Annotated in this window: 18 protein-coding genes; 15 read left to right on the top strand and 3 right to left on the bottom strand. The window is 40.1% G+C overall.

Annotation, left to right across the window (positions count from 1 at the left end):
- Positions 1-589: 589 nt before the first annotated feature.
- The 4 genes from ACJ9PY_RS23470 to modA all read left to right on the top strand — a co-directional run bounded on the left by ACJ9PY_RS23470 (position 590) and on the right by modA (position 4,078).
- Complete coding sequence (locus tag ACJ9PY_RS23470; RefSeq protein WP_187050755.1) at positions 590-1,288, top strand: polysaccharide deacetylase family protein; 699 nt, start codon at positions 590-592, stop codon at positions 1,286-1,288.
- A gap of 17 nt (positions 1,289-1,305) precedes the next feature.
- Entirely contained in the window at positions 1,306-1,905 is a 600-nt protein-coding gene (locus tag ACJ9PY_RS23465) for a DedA family protein (protein WP_411739132.1), read from the top strand.
- 132 nt (positions 1,906-2,037) lie between these two features.
- Positions 2,038-3,204 carry an MGDG synthase family glycosyltransferase gene (locus ACJ9PY_RS23460; protein ID WP_063574885.1) on the top strand — a complete coding sequence of 389 codons (1,167 nt, stop codon included), beginning with the start codon at positions 2,038-2,040 and terminating at the stop codon, positions 3,202-3,204.
- 82 nt (positions 3,205-3,286) lie between these two features.
- The gene (modA, locus tag ACJ9PY_RS23455; protein WP_063574886.1) at positions 3,287-4,078 is read left to right on the top strand and encodes a molybdate ABC transporter substrate-binding protein; all 792 of its coding nucleotides are present in this window, start codon (positions 3,287-3,289) and stop codon (positions 4,076-4,078) included.
- A 572-nt stretch (positions 4,079-4,650) separates the two neighbouring features.
- On the opposite strand, the gene ACJ9PY_RS23450 is transcribed toward modA, so the two are convergent.
- On the bottom strand, positions 4,651-5,145 hold the full coding sequence (locus tag ACJ9PY_RS23450; protein WP_411739131.1) for a VanZ family protein: 495 nt from the start codon (positions 5,143-5,145) through the stop codon (positions 4,651-4,653).
- 119 nt (positions 5,146-5,264) lie between these two features.
- On the opposite strand from ACJ9PY_RS23450, the gene ACJ9PY_RS23445 reads away from it, so the two are divergent.
- The 11 genes from ACJ9PY_RS23445 to ACJ9PY_RS23395 all read left to right on the top strand — a co-directional run bounded on the left by ACJ9PY_RS23445 (position 5,265) and on the right by ACJ9PY_RS23395 (position 11,787).
- Positions 5,265-5,636 carry a hypothetical protein gene (locus tag ACJ9PY_RS23445; protein ID WP_250160961.1) on the top strand — a complete coding sequence of 124 codons (372 nt, stop codon included), beginning with the start codon at positions 5,265-5,267 and terminating at the stop codon, positions 5,634-5,636.
- Entirely contained in the window at positions 5,633-6,133 is a 501-nt protein-coding gene (locus tag ACJ9PY_RS23440; protein ID WP_095679297.1) for a hypothetical protein, read from the top strand. Before ACJ9PY_RS23445 ends, ACJ9PY_RS23440 begins: the two co-directional genes overlap by 4 nt.
- Positions 6,134-6,171: 38 nt before the next feature.
- Complete coding sequence (locus ACJ9PY_RS23435) at positions 6,172-6,372, top strand: GrpB family protein (protein WP_145504266.1); 201 nt, start codon at positions 6,172-6,174, stop codon at positions 6,370-6,372.
- A gap of 126 nt (positions 6,373-6,498) precedes the next feature.
- Entirely contained in the window at positions 6,499-7,053 is a 555-nt protein-coding gene (locus ACJ9PY_RS23430) for a GrpB family protein (RefSeq protein WP_187050175.1), read from the top strand.
- Positions 7,025-7,324 (top strand): DUF4937 domain-containing protein, encoded by a 300-nt coding sequence (locus tag ACJ9PY_RS23425; protein ID WP_411739130.1) that lies wholly within the window; start codon positions 7,025-7,027, stop codon positions 7,322-7,324. Before ACJ9PY_RS23430 ends, ACJ9PY_RS23425 begins: the two co-directional genes overlap by 29 nt.
- A gap of 19 nt (positions 7,325-7,343) precedes the next feature.
- Entirely contained in the window at positions 7,344-7,541 is a 198-nt protein-coding gene (locus ACJ9PY_RS23420; protein ID WP_411739129.1) for a hypothetical protein, read from the top strand.
- Between the two features lie 189 nt (positions 7,542-7,730).
- Positions 7,731-8,486: an AAA family ATPase gene (locus ACJ9PY_RS23415; RefSeq protein WP_034310704.1), complete on the top strand. Its 756-nt coding sequence runs from the start codon at positions 7,731-7,733 to the stop codon at positions 8,484-8,486.
- Positions 8,487-8,665: 179 nt separating this feature from the next.
- Positions 8,666-9,046: a GntR family transcriptional regulator gene (locus ACJ9PY_RS23410; protein ID WP_034310706.1), complete on the top strand. Its 381-nt coding sequence runs from the start codon at positions 8,666-8,668 to the stop codon at positions 9,044-9,046.
- A complete protein-coding gene (locus ACJ9PY_RS23405; RefSeq protein WP_057279131.1) occupies positions 9,043-9,729 on the top strand; it encodes an ABC transporter ATP-binding protein in 687 nt (228 codons plus the stop codon). The genes ACJ9PY_RS23410 and ACJ9PY_RS23405 overlap by 4 nt, the downstream gene beginning before the upstream one ends.
- A complete protein-coding gene (locus tag ACJ9PY_RS23400) occupies positions 9,726-10,553 on the top strand; it encodes a hypothetical protein (protein WP_411739128.1) in 828 nt (275 codons plus the stop codon). Before ACJ9PY_RS23405 ends, ACJ9PY_RS23400 begins: the two co-directional genes overlap by 4 nt.
- A gap of 25 nt (positions 10,554-10,578) precedes the next feature.
- On the top strand, positions 10,579-11,787 hold the full coding sequence (locus ACJ9PY_RS23395) for a hypothetical protein (RefSeq protein ID WP_411739127.1): 1,209 nt from the start codon (positions 10,579-10,581) through the stop codon (positions 11,785-11,787).
- Between the two features lie 67 nt (positions 11,788-11,854).
- On the opposite strand, the gene ACJ9PY_RS23390 is transcribed toward ACJ9PY_RS23395, so the two are convergent.
- Together ACJ9PY_RS23390 and ACJ9PY_RS23385 are read right to left on the bottom strand one after the other, a co-directional pair.
- Entirely contained in the window at positions 11,855-13,054 is a 1,200-nt protein-coding gene (locus ACJ9PY_RS23390) for an MFS transporter (RefSeq protein WP_411739126.1), read from the bottom strand.
- Between the two features lie 12 nt (positions 13,055-13,066).
- Positions 13,067-13,486, bottom strand: coding sequence for a MarR family winged helix-turn-helix transcriptional regulator (locus ACJ9PY_RS23385; protein WP_048686687.1), 420 nt, complete (start codon positions 13,484-13,486; stop codon positions 13,067-13,069).
- Positions 13,487-13,647 lie beyond the last annotated feature (161 nt).

Here is a 13,647-nt window from a genome sequence, read left to right as displayed (position 1 = left end):
CCTAAAAGGGTGCAAGAAATTTGCGAGACTCCTGCCGAATAACTGGCTAGCGGAGACCCCACAGGCGCTTGCGGCGAGGAGGCTTGGCAGGCAGTCGGCGGAAAGGGAGCGGATTTCTGAAATCAACTGGAATGTAGTTTCAAGAAAAAACTGAAGGCTCGGACACATCCCGAAGCAAGCTTAAGATAGGGGATTCTTCATAGTTTTTTACAGTAATCCTTAAAGGATGGAAGAAATTTGCGAGACTCCTGCCGAATAACTGGCTAGTCGAGACCCCACAGCCGTTTACCGGCGAGGAGGCTTGGCAGACAGTCGGCGGAAAGGGAGCGGATTTCTGGAATCAACTGGAACGGTTTTCAAAGAAAAAAACTGCAGACATTGCAGTAATAGAACTAATGTCCTTCAACCTTTACAAAAATAAAAAAATAATGATAAGTGAAAATAATGAAAAAAAAATGCTAAATTGTTAGTGAGGTTTTATAATGAATTACCTGAATACTATAACATTTGCTGCATTGTAGTAAATGATCATGATATAGGGAAAGGATCAGTATTGGTAATATCAATAATGAGAGGATAGTTTTGTGTGATGCATATATGGCTGATTAGTTTTATTATTTTATTATTGCTATTAATATTTTATACTATTATCCCAACGGTGCTAATTCGTGTATGCAGCTTGGGAATAACCAAAAAAATCAATTCGAATAATGGGATTGCGCTAACTTTCGATGATGGCCCAAACCCTGAATATACCATAAAATTACTTGATCTTTTAAAAGAATATGAGATAAAGGCCACATTTTTTGTTGTGGGCAGTAAAGTGAAAAGTAATCCTGGGATCATTAAAAGAATGCATGAAGAGGGACATACGATAGGTATCCATCATTTTCATCATGTTTCAAGTTGGGTCCTATCACCAATTCATCTGCGAAAACAGTTGGAAATGACTGAAAAGGCGATAACGGAATGCACGAATGAAAAGGTGATATTTTATAGACCGCCATGGGGCCATTTCAATATCTTCACCCCACTATTCAGTAGGAAATATAAAGTGATTATGTGGTCCGGCATCTTTGGGGATTGGAAAGTCGAACATTGCAAAAGTACTCTGCTTGATCAGCTTCAAAGCACTTCGACAGAAGGTTCCATCCTGTTGCTTCATGACTGTGGCGAAACCTTGGGTGCGGATAAAGAGGCACCAGGCTATATGATTGAAATGTTAAAAATTTACCTGCAGGAGAGTAAGGAAAAAGGAACACACTTTATTTCTTTAAAAGACTTATAACTAATTCTGGGGGTATTATGGATATAGATACGCTTATACATTTTATTGATTCATATGGATACCTGATCATTTTTCTTTTTTTATTCTTCGGCATCGTGGGCGTGCCTGCTCCAGAAGAATCACTTCTATTTCTAATTGGGGTGCTGGTTGTCCAAGGTAAGCTCTCTATGGGTTTAGCGATGCTGTGTGCAATTCTCGGCGCCTTTATCGGAATGCTTGCAGCTTATGCATGCGGAAAATATGTGGGGTATCCATTTATAAATAAATATGGAAGATTCATTGGGATTACGGCTGAACGCTGGGAGAAAGCAAAGAGAAACTATATGGATAATGTACGTAAAACGTTAGTGTTGGGATTTTATATTCCGGGGATGAGGCAAATAAGTCCATATTTTGCAGGAATCTCTTCTATACCCTTTCGGAAATACTTCCTCTTTTCCCTATTAGGCACTATACTATGGACCGTCCCTTTTATAGTGGCCGGTTATTATGTGGGGGATGCTTTTAATGTTAATCCCAAATATGTTCCATATTTAGGTGTTGTATTTTTAGTTATTTTTGTACTCTATGTTACTATCAAATACATTAAAAAGAGAAAACAAAGATCCAAAAGTTGAGTCGGCTCCTTATTAAAAAACGTCGGAAATAAAAAATCGATTTAAGGAATTTGTTCAACGATATTGTAAGAGAAAGATATCATGAACTATATATTTTGTATTTTCAGAATGATTTCTTAGGAGATGACACATATGAAGAAGATTTTGTTTTTACCTCTCTTTCGAATGCAGTCGGGACATCATCAAGTTGCAGAGGCATTGATGGATATGTTAAAAAAGCATTCGAATGGGATTACTTATAAAAAAATAGATTTAATCAGCTATACCAATACCTCTCTAGAAAAATTCATTGCAAATAGTTATCTGACATGGATCCGTTATGCGCCGGAAACCTATAATCTTGCCTACAAGAACCTGTTTTATGTTCACTCGCAAAAGGAAAGTGTATGTAAATGGTATCAGCAATTATTCATGAATAAGATGGAACGATTGATAGCGGAAGAAAATCCTGATTTAATTGTGTGTACACACGGTTTCCCTTCATATCTTTTGAGTCAGTTAAAGATGAAAGGGAAGTGCAGCACACCGGTAATAAACGTGTACACGGACTTTTTTATTAATAATGTGTGGGGAAGCGAAGGGATAGATGCCCACTTTCTTCCTAGTCAAGAAGTGAAAGAAAAGCTGATGAGTAAGCGCCAAATACCAAAACAAACGATGATGGTCACTGGCATTCCCGTGCACGAGGAAATCACAAAAAATGCCCGTGTCCAAAGAAACACAGAACGGCCAAAAATTTTGATATCCGGAGGAAATAGCGGTCTGGGAGGGATTTTGAACTTAGGTGATGAGTTAAAGAACTCAACCGACTTTGATTATTTAGTTCTTTGCGGAAATAACAACAAGCTTTATGAAGAAATCAATACATGGAACTTACCTCATATCAAACCATTGCCCTATATCTCATCAAGGTCTGAAATGAATAAGCTTTATGAAGAAGTTGACGCAATCGTTACAAAACCGGGCGGTGTCACGATCAGTGAATCATTGCGAAAAAGGCTTCCGATCTTTGTTCATTCCAGACTTCCGGGGCAGGAGGAAATCAATCTGCAGTATCTAAAACAGCAAGGCCTTGTATTTAAACTTAATCAGAAAACGCCATTTGAAAAACAATTGCTGAGTATATTGAAGGATCAGAAAAAAATGAAAAAATGGAACACATCCATAGAGTCCTATCATAAGGAAATAGAGTTGGAGAAACCCGAGGGAATAGTGGAGGTCATGAAATTGATCCTTGATCTTAATCAAAATGGTACGCCTTCCTATCTAGCCCGACAGCCCAAACTTCTTTATAGCTAAATGCATGGTGTTCCAGAATGGATACGGAAGGCTGCTGAATTAGCAGCCATCCTATAATGAAAGGTCGGAAGGAAGAGTGACTTTGAAAAAAACATACCTTATGATTTTTTTGATGATGATGCTTGTGATGGCGGGGGCAGGGTGTTCAAGTGATGAAACGGAAATGAAGCCGCAAGCCGGAGGAAAAGTGGAATTGACGGTTTCCGCAGCTGTAAGTTTACAAGATGCCTTGAATGATATAAAGAAGTCTTTTGAAAAAGAGAATGCAAATGTGGAAGTTCATTATAACTTTGGGGCCTCTGGAGCTCTTCAGCAACAGATATCTCAAGGCGCACCTGTTGACCTGTTTTTCTCAGCAGCAGAAGATAAGTTTGATAAATTAATAGAGGAAGATCTTATTGAAGAGAAGAATGGAATCGATTTAGTCGGCAATGACCTGGTGCTGGTGGTGCCAAAGGATTCCAAAAAGGAAATCGGATCACTGGAAGACCTCACAAAGGCCGATAAAATTTCGATTGGCACTCCAGAGTCTGTACCGGCAGGGCAATATGCGAAACAAACTTTGGAAAACATGAACCTTTTCAAAGAGATGGAAGATCGGTTGGTATATGCCAAGGATGTGCGGCAAGTGCTTACATATGTGGAAACGGGAAATGTGGACGCAGGCCTCGTTTATAAAACGGATGCGCTCAACTCATCAAAAGTTGAGGTCATTGCAGCAGCCCAGGGAGATTTACATGATCCGATCATATATCCCGTGGGAATGATCAATAACCTGGATCATGCCAAGGAAGCCAAGCTATTCTATGACTATCTCCAAACGGAAGCCTCCATGAAAATCTTTGAAAAATACGGATTTAAGAATTTGAAATAACCGCCAATCCGGTGGCTTACAGTTTAACTAGGACTTGTACAATGGACGTCGATTTTCACTACAGGTACTCGCTTTCCGCGGGCGGTCAGGGAGCCTCCTCGGCTTGCGCCTGCGGGGTCTCCCTAGACGCGCTTTTCCCGCAGGAGTCTCGCACCTTTCGTTCCAATCTTCAATTTGTTTTTAAACTTTAGGCGAAATCCTTTTGTCAACAGTTTAACTAGGACTTGTACAATGAACGTTGATTTCCACTACAGGCACTCGCTTTCCGCGGGCGGTCGGCCCTCGGCGCCCTGCGCCTGCGGGGTCTCCCCTCGACACGCTTTTCCCGTAGGAGTCTCGCACCTTTCGTTCCAATCTTCAATTTGTTTTTAAACTTTAGGCGAAATCCTTTTGTCCACAAACTCTAACCACCAATCTGGTGGTCTTTTTTTTATTCATCCGCAGTAATATTAGGTATATTTTCTTTTATATTAAAACCTCTTCTTGCCTTACACGTAAGAATAAGGACATGCATGTAATCGTTTTTAAATCGCTGCGTAATATGGACCTTGGGACAAAAGGAGGACAGCACATTACTGTCCTTTGGCTTGACTGCGAATGGTACCATTCTTTTTGAAAACGATGTAAAACAGTTTAATAGGCAGGTATCCTATAACCCCGCCGAGAGTATTCAGGATCAAATCATCGGTATCAAAACTTCCTAATTCAAATAAAAGCTGAAGAATCTCATAGGTGAAACTAAGACAGAATGTTGCAATCAAGATCGATTTGAGTTGGGAAAACCTTTTTGACAGTAAGGGAAGCATCAAGCCGAAAGGTACAAAGCCGATGATATTCCCCGCTATATTTTCAATCCGGATCGATGGGTTAACATCCGCTAAGAACAGGTAATGGGCAATGGTTTTAAAAGGGATGAAGTTATGGGACCCCCAATAGCGGCCATGGGAAAAACTTATATGACCATTCATTTCGGTTATCGAGAAGGTTTTAAATAAAATGAGCTTTGTAAGGATTAATAGATACAGAAACATAAATAACGATAATACTATTTCCACAAAAATTTTCATGATACAACTCCAATATTAAAGTGGGAAATATTTATCATTTTATCATAAATGGTATATGATGAGTTTAATGTAATAATTTACTATATTTTTTGTTCGAATTACCAAGGAGGGGTAAAACAGTGGAGGAAGCAATAATTGATTTTGTCATTTCGGTCATATTAATTATTGGTTTCACATACGGTCTCATTAGGCAATTTAGACATTGTGTCAGTATCAGGAAGGGAAATAAGTCGGAGTATGTACATTACAAGAGGGCATTGGTTGGAAACTATCTGGTTTGCCTATCCTATTCAGGGTTTCTTTTTTCTTATATTTTGAATTCATTATTGGCATCACGAATTATACAGGCTTCATTAGTTACAAGTGATAATACAAGTTTTTGCAGTTTCAGTTTTCTTGCCATTCTATTAATCGCCAAATTTGGGATTATTCCTAAGGAAAATGAACAAGTTGAATTACAAGAATACATAGTTGAGAAAGAGGAAATATGAAGAAAATTTCACTTATCATATTAATCGCATGTATTTCGATCACTTTTCTATTGAATGTTGCCATGCCTGAGTTTGCTGGCAAAATGAAGCATAATATAAGTTCCATGAATATCCTTTATTCATACAGTGTCACAAAAACATTCTCGGAACAAACCCATGATACGATCGAAATGGCATCCGTTCCTTCAGGGAAAACAGAGACCAGGGATGCCGATTTCCGAAGTGATGTCAAGCTTGAGGGCACGCCGCTGAATATTAAAAGTGTAGTGAAAGAGCACTTGAATAAACCCCAAGTGTATAAAACTAAAGAAAAGTTAACCGGGCCCGAAAAGGGGTTTTCATACCGGACATATCATCTTACCAAAAATTATGATAAAGGAAGATATACAGTCATCCGAACGAATAAAATAACGGGAAAAGAAAAGGTGTATGCCGGAACTTACTATGAGCCGAGCACGCAAGATCCCATCGTAAAATGGTCGCGTGATGAAAAATGATGGCGGTCATACGATTTCATGTAAAGTTGAGTGATTAAATGGAAAAAACAGTGAAAATCGAGGAATATAACCCTGATTGGGTCAGTGAATTCCATCAGGAAAAAGCGAGGATAATGGAGATTTTAAAGAACGATTCCCTTTGTGTTGAGCATATTGGAAGTACATCCTTCATGGGGTTGGGGGGAAAGATTAAAATGTGGCTTCCATACAAAAAGCGAAGTAAAACAAATGAAATGTAAGCGTTATCCAAAAAGCAACTGGGTTATTATCCCGGCTGCTTTTTTGTGATGCATGCACATTGGTGTTAAAATTAGGAAATGGTAAAACGGAATGTGTAAACGCGAATTCCTATCAAGGAGGCTTTCATGAGAAAGGTAGAGGTCGTACCATATAAGAAAGAATGGTCCAAGCTATTTCATGATGAATGCCAAAAATTAGAGGATATTTTCGGGCCAGAAATGATGAATGTATACCATATTGGCAGTACGGCCATCCCGGCCATCCATGCCAAGCCTGTAATAGATATTTTGGCAGTGGTGAAAGATGTGGAATGTGTCGCTGACTTTAATAAAGAGATGGAAGAGCTGGGGTATGATGCCAAGGGGGAGAACGGAATCGCTGGACGACGGTTTTTTCGAAAAGGCGGGGATGAGAGGACGCACCATATTCACATGTTCCAAAAAGGACATGAAGAAATTGCCCGACACCTCGCTTTTCGGGATTATTTGCTATCACACCCTGATGAAGCACAAGAGTATAGTAGGCTGAAGCAACGCTTGGCAGCGGAATTTCCAGATGATATTAAAGGATATGTAAACGGGAAAAATGATTTTATCAAAAAGGTCGATGAAAAAGCGAAACATTGGGCGAAGCGTGGTGGTCATCATGTTAATGAAGTGGATCAAATGCCAAGTGAATGAGGAAAACAAGCGTTCATTTTCAAAAGCACAAGAGAGATGGGGACAGATGCGCCATTGTGATGGCTTCATCGGTCAAATCGGAAGGTGGAATAGAAATGAACCCTGTGAAGCAGGCATTCTCTCCGTTTGGAAAGATCTCCATTGTTATCAACGTTTCATGCTGCATCAGCATGCGCCAAGAGTGACCAGGGGAGTACGTATACAAATATTTCTGTCGTATATTCGAAAGCATATCCAATATGGGAAGAACGGACATTACGGATTTTGTTGACAAGGGAAAATTACTTCGAGTGGCTGAATGTTCTGTTGAAAATGTTAAACAAGCCCGTTTTGAGCAGGTGCTAAAAGATGCAGGGAACAGGGGGATGATACCGGGCATGCTGTCAGGCGCATTCGGTAAAAGGCAAAACGGCAGATATCTGGCTGCATCATATGGGACAATGCATATTCACATCAACGGTATGCGGATAAGGAATTGCCTGCATTGATAAAAGAATCGGGAGTGAAAGATTCAACCCAGCGAATTTCAGTAAGTTTAATTGAATTGCATCCAAAGTGGATGTTCATTTAGAATCAAACATTATCAATCTATCAATTTGAATAATCTATGGCGTCTTGGATTGTTGCTTTCTTAATGGAATGGCACTAAATACATTTTTTACAGAAGGGGATAACAAATGAAACTAGATTATGATTCACAGTATATCAGGGGCATCTACCTCAATAGAGACCGCATATCTTCGTATGACCATTTCCCTCTTGATCTTCCGGTTATCAGGCACCTTCAGGAAGTGGCTTTTCATCCCAGTGTTACCTATGTCATCGGGGAAAATGGAATGGGGAAGTCCACCTTGCTTGAAGGTATTGCGATAGCGTATGGCTTCAATCCAGAAGGCGGAACGTTGAATTTCAATTTTTCCAATTATGATTCACATTCCAATTTGGACGAATACCTCCGTTTGAAAAAAGGCGTATACAAACCGAAGGATCATTTCTTCTTTAGGGCGGAAACCTTTTATAATTTAGCTACGAATATAGAGGAATTGGACAGGGAGTCATCGTTTGGGTCGAAAATCATCGATTCCTTCGGTGGAAAATCGCTACACCAGCAATCTCATGGGGAATCGTTTTTTTCTGCTTTTGTAGAACGATTTCAAGGCGATGGATTGTATATTCTCGATGAGCCTGAAGCTGCTTTATCCCCATTGAGACAAATATCGATGTTGGCCAGGATAAATGAGCTTGTTCAACAAGGATCCCAATTCATCATTTCCACCCATTCCCCGATCATCATGGCCTACCCGGATGCTAAAATCCTCCAAATTTCAGATGAGGGAATGAGTGAGGTGGCATTAGAGGAGTCCAATCACTATTTGTTAATGAAACAGTTTTTCGAGGATAAAGATCGGCTGCTTCATCATCTGTTTCAATGAGATTTTAGCATCTCCAACGAAAAACCCCGTCTGCACTGCGCATTCGGGGTTTTCATTTTTTTGGAATTGGTTGTTGACAGCTTAGGTGTATTACGGGTATAGTACATCTATAAGGTGTATGAACCACTTAGTACATACACGCATATCAGACTTTTTTAAATAAATAGGGGGTGGTTTTAATGAACGTAAATACCCGGGAACCGGTATATCTGCAAGTCGTTAGGCATTTCAAAGAACAAATAGCCATTGGTAATTTCGTGGCGGGGCAGGAAATTCCCTCACGAAGAGAACTGGCGGCTTCACTCAATATAAATCCCAATACCGCTCAAAAAGCGTATAAAGAAATGGAGGAACAGGGCTTGATTCATACAGAACGAAATTTCCCCAGTCAAATCACGACGAATGAAACGATTTTACAGGCTGTAAGGCAGGAATTGATTTTGGCGGCCGTTGATACATTTGTCGATGCGATTCGTCCGATTAATGTACCGGTTGATGAACTGCTTCGTGTGGTTAAAGAAAAATACTCGGAAGAAATAAGGGAGGAGGAAGAAAAATGATAGAAGTAAAAAAGATCTCCAAGAATTATGGACGGAAAAAGATCTTGGATGATGTTTCATTTACAGCCAATAAAGGAGAAGTCACTTGTCTGATCGGGATAAATGGTGTCGGTAAAACGACTACACTCAAAGCGATCATGGGATTGACGCCATATAAAGGTGAAATCCTGATCGATGATCAAAAGATGACAAAGGACAGTTATGAAAAAATCACCTTCATTCCGGACGCACCAACCATGCTTCCGCAAATGACCATTAAACAGGCCATGGTTTTCATGTCGGATTTCTATACGTCATGGAATCCGGAAAGAGCTAACCAGCTAATGGGGTTTTTCAAGCTTAAAGAGGAGAATCGCATTTCGGAATTGTCAAAAGGGAATACAGCTAAGCTCAACCTTATGCTTGGTTTGTCCCTTGACGTCGATTATGTACTGATGGACGAACCATTTTCGGGAATCGATATGTTTAGCCGCGAGCAAATTGCCGATGTCTTTGCGAGCCACCTGATTGAAGATAGAGGAGTCATCATCACGACCCATGAAATCGGTGATATTGAACATTTGATCGATAAGGTCATTTTATTGGATAACGGTTCGGTGCTTAAAGAGTTCAATACAGAAGAAATGCGGGAAGAGGAAGGGAAATCGGTAGTCGACGTAATGAGAGAGGTGTATCAATCATGATGCGATATATAAAACTAGTGAACTTTGAAATCAATCGTTTCAGTAAAATCTATCTTAGCTTATTGTTGATCACCTTGGTTTCGCAATTTGCCGGAGTGATCATCGTAACGAAGAGCCTTCTTAATGATGCCAGGGATATCATGAAAGAAGAAAGACTATCTGAAGCCGCTTATATTACCAATTATGGAGCCATTGATTTTAACCATATCGCCAATAGCCTCTTGTTTGTAGGACCGATAGCGCTGAGTGCGGTTGCCCTAATTTTTTACATTTTCCTTATTTGGTATCGTGATTGGTTTGGAAAGAATACGTTCATTTATCGTCTATTGATGTTACCGACATCGAGATTATCGATCTACCTTTCAAAAGCTACGTCCATCTTCCTGATGGTATTAGGGTTGATTGCTTTCCAAATCATCATTTTACCTATGGAAAATGCACTATTTAATTCGAATGTGCCGGAAGCGCTCTTGAATGAAATGTCAATTTCTACTATCACGATAGCCAATCCGATTTTGTCATTGATCATCCCAAGCACATTCACGCAATTCCTGCTTTCCTATGGCATCGGTCTTATGATCATGTCGATATTATTCACGGCGATCATGTTTGAAAGAAGTTTCCGCATAAAAGGAATCATAATGGGCTTGTTATATTGCGGAATCGCTGCTGTGTTATTTTTAGCCCCAGTTTTAATGGAAATCGGGAATTTCTATTTTTATCCTAATGAATTATTTGGCCTGCTGCTCGCATTAGGAATCATTTTGACAGGATTATCAGTTTGGCTTGGTGCTTGGTTATTAAAAAATCGCGTGACCGTATAACAACAACTTTAAAGGAGTGAGCAAGGTGAAACGTTATTTATGCAGCATCATTATTGGAATGGTTGTCATCTTAAGCATCGGGACCTATTATGTCAAAGTAGCTTCTTCCGCTTCCAGCCTTCCAAAGTATACGTTCAAGACACTGGAGGGCAGCGATAAAGAGCTTGAACCGGTTATCATAAATGCTACGCTTCAAAGCGACAGTACATTTTATGAACCATTAACAATTGAATCCAATACAACGACATATGCCAGCGAAAGGTCTTACTTGGAGAACTTAACTGGAAGACAAGATCATCTAATTGAAAGATTGGTAAAAGAACATCGTTCATTCATGCGTGGCAAGGATTCCATTAGTTCTTTATATGAAGACGATGATTTTCTTGCTTACGCTTGGGTGAATAGCAAATATACAAAGAGCGGGAATATGGATGCAGAGTTTGATATCGGTTTACTGGAGAAGAAGGACGAAGAGGAAACTTCATTCCAAATTGAACTTCCGAATCAAGAGAGAATCATGAATGCTGATGTCAGGGATGTGCAGTTGGTCCATTCAAAACTACAGGTTTTAACGATGAATGATGTGAATTCCAACAATGAGAAGCAGACAAAAGAGGTTCATCTGTATACGATCGATGTAGCCAATAAAAAAGTCTTGAGCGATAAAACCCTTGTATCTGAAACCTTTACTGACCCTAATCAAGTTGATTTTGAGATGCCAATCGATGTTGCCCCCTCACAGCCAAACAACATAGTATTCATTTCGGTAAATAAAGGGGTAAATCATGAGGATGGCTTTAAGGAAAAACTAAAGGAAAGCAAGCTTTTATCTTATAATTATGAAACGGAAAAATTAGAAACGGTTAAAAAAGGATCACTTAGCCTGGACATGGCTAGATCAGGATATGCAGACGGTAAAAACCTTTATGCAGTTGAAATGAAGTCAGGTAAATATCGCATTAAAACATTTGACCTCAGCAGTCAAACGTTAAGGAATGATACGGAGCTTGATATAGCTGCTAATGAGGAAGAACAATATACCGCTGCCTTTAAAAACGGGCGTGTGTACTTCCTATTAAATGGAATGAATCAAGAGGGCAAATCAAACAAGCCTGCCAAACTTCTGATTGCAGATCTAAAGACTGGAAAGACTTTATATAAAGGTGAAACAGTCATTAATAAAAAGAATAGCAAAAGTTATCAACTTTATTTCGATGACCTGGAAATAAAATAAGGATTTACTATAGCTAGAAGCTGTTAAATGAAAAGGGATATCCTCCAATAGGATATCCCTTTTTCATTTAAATGGAAGCCAAGTTCGTTCTGGCTGCACGTTCCTTCTTGCCGTGCAAGAAGTAGTAAAGGACAGAGGTTGCGATGACCACAACGCCAAGGATGACATAAAGTGTGCTGTAACCTGTTATCGGAATGATGAATCCCAGAATATAAGGGCCGAATCCAAGTCCTGCATCAAGCATGATAAAGAAGGTGGACGTTGCCATCCCCATTCGGTGAGGCGGTGTCAGTTTAACGGCAATCGCCTGCGAGCTTGATTGCATATTACCGAATCCGAGGCCAATGAGGAAACCAGCTGCCAGTAAAGTGAAACTATTGGTTGTCATACTTAGAAGCAGCAAGCCGACTCCGAAAATAATGAAAGCCGGATACATAATGAAGTTCGATCCTTTCCGGTCCATCAATGGTCCTGAGAAAGGCCGTGATATCAATACGGCTACTGCGTACACTACAAAGAAGAAGCTTGCCGTATTGACCAGATCGATTTCGATGGCATAGAAACTGATGAAAGAAAGGACACTGGAATAACAGAAAGCCAATAACAGAGTGATGATTGAAATGGGCAGTGCCTTAGGTTCAATGAAATTGGAAAGCTTGAATCCTTTGCTTTCCGTAACTTTTGCCGTCACTTTCAATGCCGGGACATACAGGAAGAATGCTGTAATCAGGGAGATCACACCTAAAGCCAGGCAGAAACTGAAAATGATTTGGAAGCTTGTATGTTGGGCCATAAACAGACCGATGAAAGGACCGATAGCCGTCGCAAGTGTTGCGCTCATGCTGTAATAGCCGATGCCTTCACCCTTTCGTGTCGGCGGAATGATCTGCGCGACGATTGTGCCTGTCGCAGTACTTGCCATCCCCATTGCCATCCCATGGATCAGGCGGTTAACAAGCAGGAAGCCGATTCCAAGGTCCACGAAATAAAGAATTGTTGTTAAAGTGAAAAAGATCAAACCTATGAATAACGTTTTCTTGCGGCCGATTGAATCAATGAAACGGCCAATGAACAGACGTCCGATCAACGTCCCGATAATAAAAATTCCCGAAATGAGTCCGGCTTCGCTTGTAGAAGCATCCAATTCATTAACAGCATAGATGGCAAGTGTCACCATCAGTAAATAAAAGATTAATGTTATGAAAAAATTGATGGACGAAACGATGACAAAGTCCTTCGTCCACAGTCTGGTTCTGGATTGATCCATGTTATTATCTCCTTACTTTATAATGTTATTTCTAATTTCGCCCATGATGCGTATGGCAGCGAGTTGTTCCTCTTCCGTGATCCCTTTCAAGATTTCCTGTTCATATTGATCGATTGTCACGCGGACTTCGCTGTAGACTTTTTTGCCAAGCTCCGTAAGCCGCATCCTTTTCTCGCGTTTATCTTTGCTTGGCACATGCTCGACATACCCCAGCTCTTCCAAGCGGGCAATGGTCCTCGTAATCGTGGGTTTCTCCACGCTTTGGTAATTGGCAAGCTCTACAAGCGTAGCCGAACCATAATTGTTCAAGTAATACAAAATGGACCATTGCGCCCTGTGTAAATCATGCTTGTTCAGCTGGATATTAAGATTATTTTCAAAAGGCCGGTACAGCAGCAATAATTGCTGAAAGAATTTTTGGAAAGTCTTTATGAGAAACACCTCTTATCAATATATAGTTATCATGAGTAATCGTTACCCTGAGTAACTATAATACCAAAATAAATCCATTCTGTCCACTCGGATTTGTGTTGTTATTTTGATAAAAAAATAAGGGAGAGAACGGCAGAAATCACGAGTAAAAGCACCAAATT

It is taken from the genome of Peribacillus sp. S4 (genome assembly GCF_046715815.1).
Taxonomy (GTDB): domain Bacteria; phylum Bacillota; class Bacilli; order Bacillales; family DSM-1321; genus Peribacillus; species Peribacillus frigoritolerans.
Note: the sequence above shows the minus strand (reverse complement) of the source record. Positions and strands in the feature narration are given on the sequence as shown.